Consider the following 17174-nt stretch of genomic DNA (forward strand, 5'->3'; position numbering starts at 1 on the left):
CGTGTTAGCATACGCGTTCATCGATTGAACGGGCTGAATTTCCCGCCTCCCAAGACCCATTAAGGCCCCCAGCATCACAGCTGCATCGGGACCCAACAGATTAAAGCCGAGTCAAAGCGCTTGTTAAGCCCATCCCCTCAAGAAGACAACCACCTCAAGGTTTTGCGCCTTTTGGAAGCCAACCCGCAGATGAGCCAGCGCGACCTGGCCGATGCGCTGGGCGTGAGTCTGGGCAAAACCAACTATTGCCTCAAGGCCTTGCTGGACAAGGGTTTTATCAAGATGCAGAGCTTTCGCAAGAGCCAGAACAAGCTGGCTTATGCCTATCTGCTCACGCCTGTCGGCATCACCGAAAAAGCGGGCCTCACGGTTCGTTTTCTGGAGCGCAAGGTGGCCGAGTTTGAGAGCTTGACGCTGGAAATCGAAACGCTGAAATCCGAAATGAACACAGCTCAAAGCAAATCAGCACCCATTCATGACTAACGCCAAAATCATCCCCGTCATTCTTTGCGGCGGCTCCGGCACCCGGCTGTGGCCGCTGTCGCGCAAGAGCTTTCCCAAGCAGTTCGTTCCGCTGGTGGATAACAAAAGTCTGCTGCAGCTCACGCTGGAGCGGGTCGCACGAATCAACGGCAGCGGCGCCAATGCCGAGGTCATTTGCGTTGCCGCCGAAGAGCACCGCTTTCTGGTCGCCGAAGCCATGCAGGCGGCCAAAGTCGCGGGCCACATCATGCTGGAGCCTGTGGCACGCAACACCGCGCCTGCCATGGCGCTGGCCGCCTTGCAAGCCCAACCGCAAGACCTGCTGCTGTTTTGCCCCTCGGACCACCACATCCCCGATGCGCAGGCGTTTGCCGCCATGGTGCAACTGGGCATCACAGCCGCCGGGCAGGGCGCCATCGTGACCTTTGGCGTGGTGCCCAGCTTTCCCAGCACCGCCTATGGCTACATCGAGCAAGGCAGCGCCCGCGCAGATGGCAGCTTTGCCGTCGCCCGCTTCATCGAAAAGCCCGGCGCCGACCAGGCCCAGGCGCTGCTTCTGCAAGGCAACGTGCTCTGGAACGCGGGCATTTTCCTGGTGCAGGCCAGCACCCTGCTGCAAGCCTTGCAACAGCATGCGCCCGATATCCTGCAGAGCTGCCAGCAGGCCATGGCCAAAGCCACGCAAGACCAGCAGTTCGTTCGTCCTGAATCCGAAGCTTTCGCCGCCTGCCGCGCCGACAGCATCGACTACGCGGTGATGGAGCGCCACCCACAGGTGGCCGTGGTGCCGTTTGCCGGCGCCTGGAGCGACGTGGGCAGCTGGAACGCCGTGGCAGATCTGAGCCCGGCAGATGAGCACGGCAACCGTATTGACGGCCATGGCCTGGCGGTGCAAAGCGAGCGCACCTACATCCACGCACCGCATCGCGTGGTAGTGACGCTGGGCACGCAGGACCTGCTGGTGATCGACACGCCGGACGCGCTGCTGGTGGCGGCCAGCAGCCACGCTGAGCAGGTCAAGGGCGTGGTGGCGCAGCTGGAGGCCAGGCAAAGCCCCGAAGCCAGCCTGCACCGCAAGGTGGCGCGCCCTTGGGGCTGCTACGACAGCATCGACCACGGCGAGCGCTTTCAGGTCAAGCGCATCACGGTACGCCCCGGCGCCAAGCTCAGCCTGCAAAAACATCACCACCGCGCCGAGCACTGGATCGTGGTGTACGGCACGGCGCTGGTCACCAAAGGCACCGAGCAATTCCTGCTCACCGAAAACCAGTCCACCTACATTCCGATAGGCGAAACCCACCGCCTCGAAAACCCGGGCAAGACCGATCTGGAGATGATAGAAGTGCAGACCGGCAGCTACCTGGGTGAGGACGACATCGTGCGGCTGGAGGACACTTATGGCCGCTTGGCGCCGCTGCCGATAGAGGCCTGAAGAGATATGGCAAACACCTCATCCAAGATATACGTTGCAGGCCATCGCGGCATGGTCGGCTCCGCCATCGTCCGCCAGCTGCTGGGTGCTGGCCACGCCCCCGGAAGCATCATTACCCGTACCCACTCCGAACTCGACCTGACCAACCAGGCTGCCGTGCGTGCGTTTTTTCAATCCGAAAAACCTGACCAGGTCTACCTGGCCGCAGCCAAGGTAGGCGGCATTCATGCCAACAACACCTACCCGGCCGAATTCATCTACCAAAACCTGATGATGCAGGCCAATGTAATTGACGCAGCCTTTCAAAGCGGTGTCAAAAAGCTGCTGTTTTTGGGTTCCAGCTGCATCTACCCTCGCCAAGCCCCGCAGCCCATGGCCGAAAATGCACTGCTTACCGGCCCGCTGGAGCCGACCAACGAGCCCTATGCGATTGCGAAGATCGCTGGCATCAAGCTTTGCGAAAGCTACAACCGCCAATACGGCGCCAGCCACGGCGTGGACTACCGTAGCGTTATGCCCACCAACCTGTATGGCCCGGGCGACAACTACCACCCCGAAAACAGCCATGTCATTCCCGCACTAATCCGCCGCTTTCATGAAGCCAAAACCAGCCTAGCGCCCAAGGTCACCATCTGGGGCACCGGCACTCCGTTGCGTGAGTTTTTGTACGTAGATGACATGGCTTCAGCCAGCGTGCATGTCATGAACCTGCCCAAGGCCACTCACGAGCAGCACACCAGCCCCATGCAAAGCCATATCAACGTAGGCTATGGCAGCGACATTACGATTGCCGAGCTGGCGCACACCGTGGGCCAAGTCGTGGGTTACGAGGGCGAAATCGATTTTGACACCACCAAACCCGACGGCGCACCCCGCAAGCTGATGGACAGCAGCCGCCTCAAGTCGCTGGGCTGGCAGGCAAAAGTGAATCTGCAAGAGGGCCTGACGCGCGCCTATCAAGATTTTCTGAAGAACACAGCATGAGCAACACCAACACCAACACCAACACCAACACCAACACACAACCCAAAGTCGCCCTCATCACAGGCATTACCGGCCAAGACGGCAGCTACCTTGCCGAATTCCTGCTTGAAAAAGGCTATACCGTGCACGGCATCAAGCGCCGCGCCTCCAGCTTCAACACTGCCCGTGTGGACCACATCTACCAGGACCCTCACATTGAAAATGCGCGCTTCAAGCTGCACTACGGCGACTTAAGTGACAGCAGCAACCTGACGCGCATCATCCAGCAAACCCAGCCCGACGAAATCTACAACCTGGGCGCTCAAAGCCATGTGGCCGTGAGCTTTGAGAGTCCCGAATACACCGCCGACGTGGACGCCATGGGCACGCTGCGTCTACTGGAGGCCATCCGCATCCTGGGGTTGGAGAAGAAAACCCGCTTCTACCAGGCCAGTACCAGCGAACTCTATGGCCTGGTGCAGGAAACCCCGCAAAAAGAAACCACTCCCTTCTACCCGCGCAGCCCCTACGCCGTCGCCAAGCTCTATGCCTACTGGATCACGGTGAACTACCGCGAGGCATACGGCATGTATGCCTGCAACGGTATCCTGTTCAACCACGAAAGCCCGCGTCGCGGCGAAACCTTTGTCACCCGCAAAATTACCCGGGGCCTGGCCAACATCCACCAAGGCTTGGAACACTGCCTGTACATGGGGAACATAGACGCCCTGCGCGACTGGGGCCACGCCAAAGACTATGTGCGCATGCAGTGGATGATGCTGCAACAAGATCAACCCGAAGACTTTGTGATTGCCACAGGCGTGCAATACAGCGTGCGCCAGTTCATCGAGAAAACAGCAGCAGGCCTAGGCATGCAACTCTGCTGGGAAGGCGCGGGCGTCAATGAGGTGGGCTATTGGGGCAAGCAACCCGTGATCAAAATCGACCCACGCTACTTCCGCCCCACTGAAGTCGATACCCTGCTCGGCGACCCCACTAAAGCCAAAGAGAAACTCGGCTGGGTGCCGGAAATCACGCTCGACCAGATGGTAAAAGAAATGGTTGCATTCGATTTGGCCGAAGCAAAAAAACACGCTCTACTCAAACAACATGGCTACCAAATTGCTGTGAGCGTGGAATAGGTGGTGTATCTAAATTTGAGTTGCGGCGATCGAAAAATATGACATTCCAATCAACTAACTAATTGACAAGCTGTGTTGTTCGCTACGCTATTAATAGTTAGATTAATTGGGAGAAATATTAATCCGTGAGATTTTGTAATTCTCAATTAAAACTTAATTCGCCAATTGGAAATAATGATTGATTCAGTGAATCCCCACAAGTAGAACAGCAGCGTGAATGGAGAACTGAGTTTCATATGTTCGACGTTATTAGAAAAGTGGTCAAAGAGGAATCTAATTCATGACTAGTCGCAACATGGCCGTTACGCTTGATGGGATAGTGTTCGGACTTCAAACTTATGGCGGCATAGCAAACTACTGGGGTCGTCTAGTGCAGCACGTGGCTGCCTTACCGAACGTCAACAGCCACATGGTACTTCCGAAGCGAATCCAGTACGCAGATTACGATGCCAATTGGCACCTTAAATCAAGTACTCGCAAGGAGATCTTACCAACTTCGGTCTCACGATATCTCGATGTGAGAAATGATCGACGTTGTGATGTTTTCCACTCATCGTATTATCGTTCGCCAACAAATACATCGACTAGATGCGTCGTCACTGTCCACGACTTCATTTACGAGCGCTATCGACGCGGCCCGGCGCGCTGGGTGCACTCATGGCAAAAGCTGCGTAGCATCAGGCGAGCGGACGCTGTGATTTGCATCTCGCACGCAACGCGCGACGATGTTCTTCGCTATGTGCCCGATGTAGATCCATCTCGATTGCACGTTGTATATCATGGGGTCGACCAAAGTACTTTTTTTCCAATATACGCGGGCAATATCGCTGAGATGGAAAATGTTGTTCTTTATGTTGGTCAGCGCAGCGGGCACAAACGTTTTGATCTCGCTGTCGAGGCGGTAGCCCAGTGTCGCGATCTTTCGCTCGGCATTGTTGGTCCAGCACCATCACGCCATGAGGGTGAACTGCTTGAGTCCCGCCTGCGTGGACGCTGGCATTCGTTCGGGCCGGTTTCTATCCATCGGCTAAGGGAACTCTATTCAACAGCCTTCGCTTTCATCTTTCCATCCGACTATGAGGGATTCGGCTTACCGATATTGGAAGCCATGGCCTGTGGCTGTCCCGTCGTGGCGGCACATACCTCATCACTGCCTGAGGTGGGTGGTCAAGCCGCGCTGTATGCCCGTGAACAGCGTCCGGAAATGTTTGCTGCCGCTTTGACCCAGTTGCAGATTTCGGTGAAGAGTCGTCAGAGTGTGATTGACGCTGGCTTGCAGCATGCGAAGAGATTTTCATGGGATCGCACTTTCAATGACACTGTTGCGATTTATCAAGGCGGTCCCTTGGTTGATCACCGTGTTTGAGAAAAGTACCGTTGGGGTATTGCAATGACAAAGAACGTCGTTTTCGGTTCCGCCGTCGGCGCTACGATGCCCATGCGAGCGATGGTCCATTCCAGCTGTGTTGAACGTGGGCAGGCGGTGTGCCGTTTTGCGATTTTCAGCGTGGCCTATCGAGGGACTTTGATATTGGGGAGGAGCGTTCTCCGCTTGCGACTGTACCTTGAGTACGCACTGAGCACTCCTTCACAGCACATCAGCCGCAGCGCGGTAGTAGGTTTGAGCGCAGTAGTCACGCAAAATGTGGTGCCCCGCGCCGCGATGGCGAGTGAGCCTGAGCGGGTGATAGCGCGCCAACCTATAAACTGACCAGTATGGAATTCCAATGGTGAGCAAGGCGTTTTCTGTGTGGCTCCACTTCATCACAGAGGAGTGTCGACGTACTATTCCAAGCCCCGCGCATTTTTGGCTTTTTGAATGCGACTCTAGTTTTGGCCTGTGGACAAGCCCTGACTGTTCGCTGGATGGGCTGACATGCTGAAAAGAATCATTGGAATCGCTCATCAGAGGCTAGCTGCCCCACTCTCATTCAGCCGACCAGTAAAAAACGTCCTATGGAACCTGCTCGGTGGGGCTTGGGCTGGAGTGCTGATCGTTCTCGCCACACCATGGTATGTCTCACGTCTGGGCCTTGAGGGTTACGGTATTCTGGGCCTATGGTTAATGATGCAGGTCATGATGGGGCTCTTGGACGCTGGGATGGGTGCCACCTTGGTCAGGGAGTTCGCCGATTCCCGGCGAGACCGCAACGGTCTTGAATTTAAGCGCGATCTACTGAGAACCCTGGAGCTTGTTTATTGGGTAGTCGCGGCATTATTGGCCATGGTACTTGTGTTGGCAGCTGGATGGGTCGCCGACCATTGGCTCAAATCCGTCACGTTACCGAATGCTTCTATAACCAGTGCTCTCCGGTTAATGGCGATCGCCCTGGGGCTACAGTTTCCCTATGCCCTTTATTCGAACGGTTTGATAGGTCTCCAGGAGCACGGGCGAATGAACGCCCTGCAAATCATGTGGAGCAGTCTTCGTTACGGCAGCGGTATCGCCGTGCTGTTTTGGCGAGCCGACCTAGTCTGGTTCTTCGCCGCTCAGGCGCTGGTCGCGGCGATCCAGACCTTCGCTACTCGGTGGGTGGTGTGGGGGATGGTCTCCGAGTCGGCTGGCCGGCCGCCAGCCTTTCGATTGGAGATGTTTCAACGGTTGTGGCGTTTTTCCGCAGGCATGGCGCTGACAGCCGCTGCGTCTGTACTACTGGCAAATGCCGATCGAATTGCGCTCAGCAAAATGGTTTCGACGGAAGAGCTCGGAAAGTACGCTGTGGCATTCACTGCCACAGGACTTCTACAAATGGGAATTCAACCGTTCTACCGTGCATTTTTCCCACGATACTCTGAGCTCGTGTCGTCGGGAAATACTAAACGGTTACGGGATGAGTACTTCCGAAGTTGTCGGTTAATGGCCCTCGTCATTGTTCCCTTGGGAATCATTGGGTGGCTGTTTGCCCCCTATATTTTTCTCGCTTGGCTTGGAAAATACGACAAAACAATTGTCGATGTGTTTAGATGGCTCCTGATTGGAGTAACTTGTTCAGGTCTTGTGTGGCTACCCGCCGCCTTTCAGCAAGCTCATGGCTGGACTCGCCTTCATGCTGCGATGATTACGGGCGCCCTGGTGATGGGTGCTCCCATCATGGTTTGGGGCATAAACGTATTTGGGACCGTCGGGGCGACGGCGGTCTGGGTTCTGCATGGGGTCTCTGATATCACATTGGGGTTGTGGCTCATGCACAGACGCCTATTGATTGAAGATCTGCTTGACTGGTATCGCACAGTCCTGTTGCCACCACTGTTGGTTGGCCTTCCCTTGATCGGACTCTCTTGGTGGCTGATGCCGCATAACATGAACAAGTGGGTTAGTCTGTGCTGGATCGGAGCTACCGGATTGGTCGTGATTTCCGCAAACCTGCTCTTTAATTTTAGCCGTCACCATAGGGATACCCAACCGGCCTCAGATAATATTCTCCGAAAGTAATTATGGTAAATCAAGATAAGAATCCTTTGTTTACAGTCATTATTCCCGTCAAAGACCGGGCGGAATACCTTCATCACACCCTTAGGACCTGTTCATTGCAGGACTATGAGAACCTTGAAATCATCGTTTCCGATGATGGCAGCACGGACAGAACTCGCGAAGTTGTCGAGGAGGCCGCCCGCAAGGATTCAAGAATTCGCTACGTCTCACCAAGCACTTATGCCGGCATGCGAGATAACTTCGAGTTTGCTCTAAATCAGGTCAAACCTGGGTACGTCATCGCCTTGGGAGGGGATGACGGACTCTTGCCCTATGGTATCAGTGGAATGCGGGATGTTCTTCAAGAGACTGGTCAGGAAATGCTCGCCTGGCCAGCCCCGGTGTTCTCCTACGCCAATGCCAAGACAGAAGCAGGCCAGTTGATGTTAAACAGAGAGCGTGGTGGACGAATCATCCAGTCGAAGGACTTCTTGGAAAAACAAGCCAAGAATCTAAATTATCTTAGCGATCTTGAATCGCCTATGTTCTATGTAAAAGGTGTGACTTCGACTCGATTAGTCGAAAAGGTGCGGAGCCGGTCCGTGGATCGACGGTTCTATTCCTGTCCGACCCCGGATGGATATTCCGGAATCGTATTGGCGGGTGAGATTTCGAGTTATGCATTTTCGGGGAAACCCTTCTCAATATACGGTGTTTCCCCCACCTCACAGGGGATGGGTTACCTTGCAAGTGGCGATAAGGCAACGAAGCAGTCGGAAGCCTTCTTTAGGGACACGTCCCGCACACCTATGCATGCGGAACTTGCTGCCCAACCATACTCACCGCTCATTTCCCTGATGACCGCCGATTATCTTCTCACTGCTAGGGATCTGCCGGGTTGGCCGGGGAATTTTCCACCCATCGATTACCGTGACTTGTTACTGAAAAGCTTGGATGAACTTGCGCATGGTCTGTATGCGGAGAGTCGACTCGCTCGCGAGCTGACGATTCTTAACCAGATCGCAGAACAGCACGGACAAGGCGAATTCTTCCGCAAACGCGTAAGTCAAACGCGGCGCTATCTGAAAAAGGAACCATTTGAAGGCAACGGTATCAGTCCAAGGATGATCTTCCTAGACTGCAACCACTACGGGATTAAAAATATATTCGACGCAGCGTACGTGGCTCATTACATGCATCAAATAATACCCAAGGTTACTCTTTCGTCCATCTGGGGCATGCTAACCAACTCCCTGGCATATCGGCTGATTTCCCTGCGCAAAGGTGGACGGTTTCCGCCAGATTCAGCTTGGCCGGATGTGAAACCAGCTCAACCTCCAGTATCGTAACGCAAAGCGGGCAATGAATGCGCGATGATGACGGGGGGGGCAGCGGAGGGTATAGTAAAAAACCCGGAGTAAACCTCAAAAGTTCTACATTCTGGATTCGTTGGTCAGATCGCTCACCAAGGATGAATGATGTTCTTAGTAATATCTTCATTCAGAAAGCCATAACACGGTGGAGATTATCAAGTTCGAAGAATGGTCACGCTCTTATGCTCATTGGATTAAACTTATTTCAGTGATCACTCCAATGGCTCAATGAAATTATCCAATAATATTGATAACTTATTCGATAACGGAATTCGCTCCATGAAATCATCGCCTCATTTCGCCATAATCACTAAAAAACAACTCGTCACGATCATGTCGATTCTATTAACATCGGCATGCATCATTTGTATTTCATTAATCTCGACACTGCCAGAAAAGACCTTAGATATCCTACTGCCAACTTTGGCTACGGTTGTCATCTTTTTTCTATTTTCTATGATCTTAAAATGGAGAACTCGCAGCAACTTAACAGGTGAGCTTGGGTTTCTTTATATAGCTATAGTGGTTGCATATACTATTCTTCCCGCATTCACTTTCCTCACGGTTGACCTAAATCTCGCCCCAGGTTGGGAGAAACTTGGACGACTGGCGCCATCATCCTCCAAATTAGGAATACACCTGTGGCGACATGCTCTGTTTATGTTCGGGGTCGCAACTGGATATCTCCTTGTACGCGGTCGAAGGACGTCTGGGCCGATTTCGATCGAGGATCGGGATGGAAAAAGTGGTCTTACAATTGTTTTCACTTGCGGCGTGATCGCCTTTTGTATTTTGGCTATTACCTTGCTATCTGCACCGGTTTCTACTTATTACGAAAACTACGCCCGATTTGATCACCTTTCTTGGTTTTATTTAAGATTTGTCTATATATGCTTGGTACTTAAAGCCGGAGGATATTTTATACTTATCACTTTCTTATTCAGAGATTATAAGAAATATAAATTCCTTATTATTATAATCACCCCGACTATTTGCCTTTACGAAATGATTTATTCTTTCGGATCAAGAATAGAGGCGTTTACTATTCTGATTGGTGTGGTGTGTCTGTATCATTTCCTAGTGAAACCAATAACGTTAAAAAAAGGGCTGATTTCCTTTATTGCCATTGCCATGCTGTTTTCGGCGGTGGAGTTATTCCGCGCGTCGGGCTTTAGTTTGACTGCAGCTCAAAACACTGTATCGGAGAGAGGCGCCATGCCGGCGTCCGAGCTCGGAGCGGTTTATTTCACCGGCTTTCATCTATATGAAGAACGGGCGCAAAGGTCACTGCCACCAAGGGAATGGCCAATGTTCTTCGATGACTTCCTTCCCCTTATTCCGTTCATAGATCACACGCGATGGAACCCGCAGTATTGGTACGCCCGGAACTACTTCCCGGGCGCCGTTGTTCCTCCAGAAACCTTGGGCCCAATCGCGGACAGCGCGATCTGGGGCGGAGAAATTGATTTGTTAGCTCGCAGCCTGATTAATGGTGCATTTTTCGCCTACCTAGTTCGCTGGTTTTTACGCCGGAAAGACAAATGGTGGGGGATGGTTATTTATGCCTATTGTTACGCAACATGTATTTTGACATTGAAATATTCCGTGCTATACCTCTTGACGCCGTTGCTAAAGATTCTTTTACCGACCCTGCTGGTAGTTGAGTTGGCGAGGAGATTTATTCCATTGAGGCGGCAATCTAAGTTAACAAATCCGTCTTGAGATAACTGCCTTGGTTGCTCCTCGTTGTTCATCGTCATCGAAAAACGCTCGAACTCTTTGACATCTTCCTTAAGATTCAAATCTTTGTTTTATTTCTTAAATCATTAATTAACACACAACTATCCAGACATCATCATGTTTAACAATAAAACACTGCTCATCACTGGCGGCACCGGATCTTTCGGTAATGCCGTTCTACGGCGATTTCTTCATACTAACATTAAAGAAATACGTGTCTTTAGTCGTGACGAGAAGAAACAAGAAGACATGCGTATTGAGTTAAATAATAGTAAAGTCAAGTTTTATATTGGGGATGTCCGCAATTACGAAAGCGTATGTTCCGCTTCAGATGGCGCTGATTTTATATTTCATGCGGCGGCCTTGAAACAGGTTCCATCCTGCGAGTTCTACCCTATGGAGGCCGTGCGTACCAATGTTCTGGGCGCGGAAAACGTTTTAAATGCTGCATTAGCCAACAATGTAAAGAAAATCATATGTCTTAGTACGGACAAAGCGGTTTACCCGATCAATGCCATGGGAATATCCAAGGCAATGATGGAGAAATTAATGGTTGCAAAAGCTCGCATGACCAGTGAAGACAGAACAATCTATACGGGAACACGATATGGCAACGTTATGGCATCCCGTGGCTCCGTTATTCCATTATTCATCAAGCAAATTCGTGAGGGAAAACCACTTACAGTTACTGATCCGAATATGACGCGCTTTCTTATGTCCCTTGATGACGCCGTGGACCTGGTGTTGTATGCTTTTTGCAATGCCCGTCAAGGTGACATCTTTGTTCAAAAGGCGCCGGCTTCCACCATCATGGACTTGGCGTTGGCCGTAAGAGAATTATTTAGTGCAAATAATAATATAAATGTCATAGGAACGCGCCATGGTGAGAAATTATATGAAACCTTGTTGACGCGCGAGGAATTATCTAAGGCGGAAGATATGGGTGATTATTATCGAATTATGCCGGATGATCGTGATTTGAATTATGGAAAGTATTTCACTGAAGGAGAAGAGAAGATTTCGAATCTCGATGATTATAACTCCCATAACACTCAGCGGCTGACTGTGCCGGAAATTAAAGAGAAGCTCTTGCAGTTGGAATTTGTTCGACAAGAACTTTGAGGGGCGTAGTATGCGTATATTGATTTTGGGCGGCGATGGTATGCTTGGGCACCAATTATTGAAACATTTGCGGCCCCGACATAAAGTAAAGGTAACGCTACGTCAAGATTTTAGTGCTTATATTCGATTTGGCATGTTTAACAAGGAAGACGTGTATGATGCTATTGATATTCGCTCCTTGGGGAGGATTACGGAAGTAATGGCTGATTTTAGGCCGCAGGCTGTTATTAATGCTGTTGGAATTGTCAAGCAAAGGCCGGCTGCTAAGGATTGCATAACCAGCTTAGAGGTCAATGCCCTTTTGCCACATCGGCTGGCAGTCCTTTGCAAAGGTATCGGTGCACGGTTAATTCATCTGAGTACCGATTGCATTTTTTCGGGGAAGAAAGGTTCATATGTTGAAAGTGACCCTTCTGACGCTGAAGATCTTTACGGAAGGACGAAATATCTTGGCGAGATTCACGAAGTCAACAGCTTGACCTTGCGCACGTCAATTATTGGTCGAGAGCTTTCGCGACACACAAGCCTTTTGGATTGGTTTCTTAGCCAATCTGGAGCAGTAAAGGGTTTTACCAAAGCAATTTATACCGGTTTTACGACCTTGGAGATGAGTCGGATTATTGAAATGATGCTTGAAAGTTTCCCGGACGCCTCAGGTATCTATCAAGTATCAAGCGACCCAATCAGTAAGTATGAATTACTGCTTTTGATAAAAAAAATACTTAAACATCAAATCGAAGTAATTCCGGAAGATGGATTTTTCTGTGACCGAAGTCTAGATTCATCGCGCTTCCGGGCTGAATTTAACTACATTCCTCCAACTTGGCCCGCCATGGTTGAGGAGTTAAGGATATGACTATGAAGGTAATGAGTATTGTTGGGACACGACCGGAGCTCATCAAGCTAAGCAGAGTTATTGATGAACTTGATCGACATGTGACGCATATTCTGGTGCATTCTGGTCAGAACTACGACTATGAGCTAAATGGTATATTTTTCAATGAACTTGGAATAAGGAAGCCGGATTATTTTTTGGAAGCTGCCGGTGAGAACGTAGCTCAAACCATCGGAAATATCATAGCGAAATCCGACAATGTGCTTGCAGTGGAACAGCCGGATGCTCTGCTTCTGCTAGGAGACACTAATAGCTGCCTTGCCGCAATAGCGGCAAAACGTCGCAAAATACCAATTTTCCATATGGAAGCCGGCAACCGCTGCTTCGACTTACGGGTTCCGGAAGAGATTAACCGTAAAATAGTTGACCATATCAGTGATATCAACATAACCTATACGGAACATGCCCGTCGCTATTTGTTGGCGGAGGGATTGCATCCGGAAATGATTATAAAAACAGGCTCACCGATGAAGGAGGTTCTTTCACATTACGCAAAATTAATAGCTGCCTCGGGTGTTTTACAACGTCTGGAGTTGGAACAAGGGGAGTATTTTGTAGTTAGCGCGCACCGGGAGGAGAATGTTGACAGTGAATTGAATTTCAACAATTTGTTGAAATCCCTTTCTGCCGTTGCTGAGCGGTTTGATAAACATGTGATTGTCTCTACTCATCCACGCACTAGAAAGCGACTCGAGGAAAGAGGTCTGTTGAACTTGGACAGGCGTGTTAAATTTCTTAAACCGCTTGGCTTTCCAGACTACATTAGACTACAAGAGAATGCATTCTGCGTTATCTCCGATAGTGGAACAATAACGGAGGAGTCATCTATACTTAATTTCCCGGCTGTAACCATCCGACAGGCCCATGAGCGGCCGGAAGGGATGGATGATGGAACTCTTATTATGTGTGGCTTAGAGGCGGAATCCGTCATAAAATCTATAGAAGTTGTGGTGGCTCAATTTAACGAGCGCCGTGATTGTTTCAAAATAGTGAGTGATTATGATGTTGAAAACGTTTCTCAGAAAGTTCTTCGAATAATTCTCAGCTATTCTGATTATGTAAATAGGAATGTTTGGAAGAAATCGCTATGAGTATGAAAATCTCCCTCATCACGGTTTGCTTCAATGGCGAAAAAACCATAGAAGACACGATCAAGTCGGTCATCTCGCAGACCCATGAATCTATCGAATACATCATCATCGATGGCGGCTCACGAGACGGCACTGCCGGGATTGTGAGCAAGTACGAAGCGCACGTCGCGCAATTCGTTTCGGAGCCCGACCAAGGGATATACGACGCGATGAACAAAGGCATTCACCTTGCGACGGGCGACGTCATAGGGTTTATCAACGCCGACGACTTTTACGCCGATCCCGGGGTGGTTGAGCGGGTGGCGCGCACGTTCGAGGACTCAACGATTGATGCCTGCTATGGTGATCTTTGCTATGTCAAGCAGGACGATACCGACAGTGTTGTGCGTTACTGGAAGTCATCGGAATTCAAACCGGAACTTTTCCTGCGTGGCTGGTGTCCGCCCCACCCCACCTTTTTTGCACGCCGCAGTGTGTACGAACGCTTTGGTGGTTTTGACCTGGACTTCAGGATCGCGGCGGATATGGAGTTGATGTTGCGCTTTCTCGTCGCGCATGATGTCCCGGCGGCGTACCTGCCCCATGTGCTTGTGAAGATGCGCATGGGAGGAACGACCAACCGGAGTTTCGAAAATATAGTCAATCAAAATCGCGAAATATGGCGGGCGTTCAAGAAGCATGGCGTGCAACCGTCCTTGCTTTCATTCCTCGGCGGCAAAATGATTTCGCGCGGTCGGCAGTTTTTTTCGCGCCCAGGGGAAGCGGTGAATTGAAAATTCTTGTCACTGGCGCATCGGGCTTTATCGGCAGCGCACTTGTGCGGCGCCTCCAGCTCGACAGAAGAAATGCTTTGTCTGGCACCGCAAGGGATGGTTTTAGCGGGGCTGCCCCCGGTGCAGTGCCGCTTTTTGCCGGTGACTTGGCACCGACAGCGGACTGGCGAGGGGCCGTGGCGGGCATGGATGTCATTGTCCACACTGCGGCCCGGGTGCATCTGACACGCGATACCGCGACCAACGCGTTGATGGAACATCGCTACGTCAATACCGCTGGAACCCTAAATTTGGCTCGGCAAGCTGCCGCAGCCCATGTGCGCCGCTTCATCTTTCTCAGTTCGATCGGCGTGAACGGTGCCGAGACCTTTACTCGGCCCTTCGTCGCAGACGGCACTGTCGTACCCCATAGCCCCTACGCGGTCTCCAAGCACGAAGCCGAACTGGGCTTGCGGGCTCTGACCGCCGAAACCGGCATGGAAGTGGTGATTATTCGTCCGCCGCTTGTTTATGGACCGGGTGCGCCGGGGAATTTCAGTACCTTGATACGCTGGTTGCGCCGCGGCGTGCCGCTGCCTCTTGGGGCCATCCATAATCAGCGCAGCTTCGTCGGACTGGACAACCTGCTGCACCTAATCGAGATCTGTCTGTGCCACCCCGCAGCCGAAAATCAGACGTTTCTGGTTTCCGATGGCGAAGATCTGTCAACGACGCAATTGCTGCAGCGTATGGGGCAGGCCTTGGGCAAGCCGGCACGTTTGATTCCTGTTCCGCCGATGTTGATCAAACTCGGTGCGGCATTGGTGGGCAAGCCCGATGTGGCGCAGCGCTTGTGCGACTCTTTGCAAGTGGACATATCCAAGACGCGACAGCTGCTGGGGTGGAGCCCGCCTGTGTCTGTCGATGAGGGGCTGAAGAAGGCGGCGCAGGGGTATCTGGCGTGAAGCGTCTATTTGATTTGGCGCTGGCGTTGTGCGCTGGCGCAATCTTGCTGGTGCCGGTCGCGGTAGTGGCCATGGCAGTGCGCCTGACTTCGAAAGGGCCTGCCCTGTATTGGTCCGACCGGGTAGGCCGGGGCAACAAGATTTTCAAGATGCCCAAGTTCCGCAGCATGCGCATCGGCACACCGGCCGTCGCTACCCACTTGCTGCCGGACCCCACGGCGTATCTGACACCCATAGGCTCCTTTTTGCGCAAGAGCAGTCTGGACGAGCTGCCGCAGTTGTGGAGCATTCTGGTGGGCGACATGAGCTTTGTGGGGCCCCGCCCCGCCTTGTTCAATCAGCAGGATCTGATTGCCCTGCGCACGCAGCATGGGGTGCATGAGCTGGTGCCCGGGCTCACGGGATGGGCGCAGGTGAATGGGCGCGATGAACTGCCCATTCCTGACAAGGTCAAGCTGGATGTGGAATACCTGCAGCGTCAATCGCTGGGGTTTGACGTGCGCATTCTGTGGATGACGTTTGTGAAGGTGTTGCGCCGGGATGGAGTTTCCCACTGATGAAAAGCTTGCTGATTGTGGGGGCTGGGGGGCATGGCCGTTCGGTAGCGGAGGCCGTACTTGCGGCTGGCCAGTACAGATTGGTGGGCTTTGTGGACGATGCGGCCCCGGGCTTGCGCCAGGTATGGGAGTGGCCGGTTTTCGGGACGACGGTGAACCTGGCCCGTTACCGGCAGCAGGCGGATGCCGCCATTGTTGCCGTTGGCAACAACCGCCTTCGCGAGGAGTTGTACACCAGGCTTGACGCGGCAGGCTTTGAATTGGCGACCACTATTCACCCCAAAGCCGTGGTCTCGCCCCGGGCTGTCATTGGCGCCGGGAGTGCCATCATGGCAGGGGCCATCGTTGGCACCGAGGCGCAATTGAGGGCAGGTGTGATCGTCAATTGCGGGGCGGTGGTGGACCACCACTGCCGGGTCGAAGATTTCGGCCATTTGGGCGTGAACGCCGGCATGGCGGGGGGTTCGGTCTTGGGGCGCGGCGCCTGGATGCAGGCGGGATCGGTCCTGGGTTATGGCGTGAAGGTGGAGGCCGGTTTTGTACTGGCGCCCGGGCAAGCCTTGAGTAAGAAATGAAAAGTTTATGTGCCAATAATTGGCATGATCGTGCTAAAATTTGATCATGTCGATCGCTGAAGCCTTCTTTTCGGAGAGCCAGTCCAGGGTTTATCCATGGCTGTTTGGGCAGCCTGAGCGCAGCTACCACCTGAGCGAATTGCGGCGTCTCACCGGCTTGGGCAGTGCTTCCCTGCAGCGGGAGCTCAATCGCTTGACCGATGCGGGGCTGGTGCATTCAGAGCGGGTCGGCAACCTGCGGCGTTTCAGCGCCAATCCGCAAAGCCCCGTTTTTGCTGAATTGGTCGCATTGACGCGCAAGGCGCTTGGCGCGGTGCCCCTGTTGCGGGATGCATTGATGCCTTTGACGCCGCATCTGCAAGCTGCGTGGCTTTATGGTTCGGTGGCCAGACAAACCGACACCGCGCAAAGCGATATTGATGTGATGCTGGTTGGGACCGATCTCTTGCTGGGCGACGTTCTGGAGCGGCTTGTACCGGTAGAGGCGCTATTGGGCCGAAAAATCAATCCAAGCTGCTATACGCCCCAGGAGTTTGAGCGACGCCGAGCCGAGCCCGATTCGTTCGTCAATCGTGTCTTTTCGCAGCCGACCGTTGCGTTAATTGGAGATGCCCATGAGCCAGGAGCTGTGCACTTTGGTGCCCAGCCTGATCGCTGATGTGCAGGCATTGG

General features: G+C 52.5%; 16 protein-coding genes. All 16 read left to right on the forward strand.

All coding sequences use genetic code 11. The features are described 5' to 3' along the window. The first annotated feature begins 120 nt into the window (after positions 1 to 120). Positions 121 to 483 (forward strand): MarR family EPS-associated transcriptional regulator, encoded by a 363-nt coding sequence (locus B0E49_RS17725; RefSeq protein WP_077563824.1) that lies wholly within the window; start codon positions 121 to 123, stop codon positions 481 to 483. Then, entirely contained in the window at positions 476 to 1915 is a 1440-nt protein-coding gene (locus B0E49_RS17730) for a mannose-1-phosphate guanylyltransferase/mannose-6-phosphate isomerase (RefSeq protein WP_077563826.1), read from the forward strand. Before B0E49_RS17725 ends, B0E49_RS17730 begins: the two co-directional genes overlap by 8 nt. A 6-nt stretch (positions 1916 to 1921) precedes the next feature. Further along, entirely contained in the window at positions 1922 to 2899 is a 978-nt protein-coding gene (gene fcl / locus B0E49_RS17735; protein WP_077563828.1) for a GDP-L-fucose synthase, read from the forward strand. Further along, on the forward strand, positions 2896 to 4020 hold the full coding sequence (gmd, locus tag B0E49_RS17740; RefSeq protein WP_077563830.1) for a GDP-mannose 4,6-dehydratase: 1125 nt from the start codon (positions 2896 to 2898) through the stop codon (positions 4018 to 4020). Before fcl ends, gmd begins: the two co-directional genes overlap by 4 nt. 280 nt (positions 4021 to 4300) lie before the next feature. After that, on the forward strand, positions 4301 to 5386 hold the full coding sequence (locus tag B0E49_RS17745; protein ID WP_077563832.1) for a glycosyltransferase family 4 protein: 1086 nt from the start codon (positions 4301 to 4303) through the stop codon (positions 5384 to 5386). A gap of 510 nt (positions 5387 to 5896) precedes the next feature. After that, positions 5897 to 7453 (forward strand): lipopolysaccharide biosynthesis protein, encoded by a 1557-nt coding sequence (locus B0E49_RS17755; protein ID WP_077563836.1) that lies wholly within the window; start codon positions 5897 to 5899, stop codon positions 7451 to 7453. 26 nt (positions 7454 to 7479) lie between these two features. Further along, the gene (locus tag B0E49_RS17760) at positions 7480 to 8781 is read left to right on the forward strand and encodes a glycosyltransferase family 2 protein (RefSeq protein ID WP_217349262.1); all 1302 of its coding nucleotides are present in this window, start codon (positions 7480 to 7482) and stop codon (positions 8779 to 8781) included. 303 nt (positions 8782 to 9084) lie between these two features. After that, complete coding sequence (locus B0E49_RS20355; RefSeq protein WP_168175084.1) at positions 9085 to 10527, forward strand: hypothetical protein; 1443 nt, start codon at positions 9085 to 9087, stop codon at positions 10525 to 10527. 135 nt (positions 10528 to 10662) lie between these two features. Next, positions 10663 to 11667, forward strand: coding sequence for a polysaccharide biosynthesis protein (locus tag B0E49_RS17770; RefSeq protein ID WP_077563842.1), 1005 nt, complete (start codon positions 10663 to 10665; stop codon positions 11665 to 11667). Positions 11668 to 11677: 10 nt separating this feature from the next. After that, positions 11678 to 12523: a dTDP-4-dehydrorhamnose reductase family protein gene (locus tag B0E49_RS17775; protein ID WP_077563844.1), complete on the forward strand. Its 846-nt coding sequence runs from the start codon at positions 11678 to 11680 to the stop codon at positions 12521 to 12523. Continuing rightward, positions 12520 to 13653 (forward strand): non-hydrolyzing UDP-N-acetylglucosamine 2-epimerase, encoded by a 1134-nt coding sequence (gene wecB, locus B0E49_RS17780; protein ID WP_077563846.1) that lies wholly within the window; start codon positions 12520 to 12522, stop codon positions 13651 to 13653. The genes B0E49_RS17775 and wecB overlap by 4 nt, the downstream gene beginning before the upstream one ends. 2 nt (positions 13654 to 13655) lie before the next feature. Beyond that, positions 13656 to 14426, forward strand: a complete 771-nt coding sequence (locus B0E49_RS17785) for a glycosyltransferase family 2 protein (RefSeq protein ID WP_077563847.1) — start codon at positions 13656 to 13658, stop codon at positions 14424 to 14426. Further along, complete coding sequence (locus tag B0E49_RS17790; RefSeq protein WP_286138095.1) at positions 14423 to 15370, forward strand: UDP-glucose 4-epimerase family protein; 948 nt, start codon at positions 14423 to 14425, stop codon at positions 15368 to 15370. The genes B0E49_RS17785 and B0E49_RS17790 overlap by 4 nt, the downstream gene beginning before the upstream one ends. Further along, on the forward strand, positions 15367 to 15927 hold the full coding sequence (locus tag B0E49_RS17795; RefSeq protein WP_077563851.1) for a sugar transferase: 561 nt from the start codon (positions 15367 to 15369) through the stop codon (positions 15925 to 15927). Before B0E49_RS17790 ends, B0E49_RS17795 begins: the two co-directional genes overlap by 4 nt. Further along, positions 15927 to 16502, forward strand: a complete 576-nt coding sequence (locus tag B0E49_RS17800) for a NeuD/PglB/VioB family sugar acetyltransferase (protein ID WP_077563853.1) — start codon at positions 15927 to 15929, stop codon at positions 16500 to 16502. Before B0E49_RS17795 ends, B0E49_RS17800 begins: the two co-directional genes overlap by 1 nt. Positions 16503 to 16548: 46 nt before the next feature. Beyond that, positions 16549 to 17160 (forward strand): transcriptional regulator, encoded by a 612-nt coding sequence (locus B0E49_RS17805; protein WP_144264615.1) that lies wholly within the window; start codon positions 16549 to 16551, stop codon positions 17158 to 17160. Positions 17161 to 17174 lie beyond the last annotated feature (14 nt).

It is taken from the genome of Polaromonas sp. C04 (genome assembly GCF_002002705.1).
Taxonomy (GTDB): domain Bacteria; phylum Pseudomonadota; class Gammaproteobacteria; order Burkholderiales; family Burkholderiaceae_C; genus Rhodoferax_A.

Bases quoted from the DNA above. Each gene is read 5' to 3' on its own strand.
- B0E49_RS17785 (WP_077563847.1), top strand. From the start codon at position 13,656: ATGAAAATCTCCCTCATCACGGTTTGCTTCAATGGCGAAAAAACCATA.
- B0E49_RS17770 (WP_077563842.1), top strand. From the start codon at position 10,663: ATGTTTAACAATAAAACACTGCTCATCACTGGCGGCACCGGATCTTTC.
- B0E49_RS17800 (WP_077563853.1), top strand. From the start codon at position 15,927: ATGAAAAGCTTGCTGATTGTGGGGGCTGGGGGGCATGGCCGTTCGGTA.
- B0E49_RS17730 (WP_077563826.1), top strand. From the start codon at position 476: ATGACTAACGCCAAAATCATCCCCGTCATTCTTTGCGGCGGCTCCGGC.
- gmd (WP_077563830.1), top strand. From the start codon at position 2,896: ATGAGCAACACCAACACCAACACCAACACCAACACCAACACACAACCC.
- B0E49_RS20355 (WP_168175084.1), top strand. From the start codon at position 9,085: ATGAAATCATCGCCTCATTTCGCCATAATCACTAAAAAACAACTCGTC.
- wecB (WP_077563846.1), top strand. From the start codon at position 12,520: ATGACTATGAAGGTAATGAGTATTGTTGGGACACGACCGGAGCTCATC.
- B0E49_RS17805 (WP_144264615.1), top strand. From the start codon at position 16,549: ATGTCGATCGCTGAAGCCTTCTTTTCGGAGAGCCAGTCCAGGGTTTAT.
- B0E49_RS17745 (WP_077563832.1), top strand. From the start codon at position 4,301: ATGACTAGTCGCAACATGGCCGTTACGCTTGATGGGATAGTGTTCGGA.
- B0E49_RS17755 (WP_077563836.1), top strand. From the start codon at position 5,897: ATGCTGAAAAGAATCATTGGAATCGCTCATCAGAGGCTAGCTGCCCCA.
- B0E49_RS17775 (WP_077563844.1), top strand. From the start codon at position 11,678: ATGCGTATATTGATTTTGGGCGGCGATGGTATGCTTGGGCACCAATTA.
- fcl (WP_077563828.1), top strand. From the start codon at position 1,922: ATGGCAAACACCTCATCCAAGATATACGTTGCAGGCCATCGCGGCATG.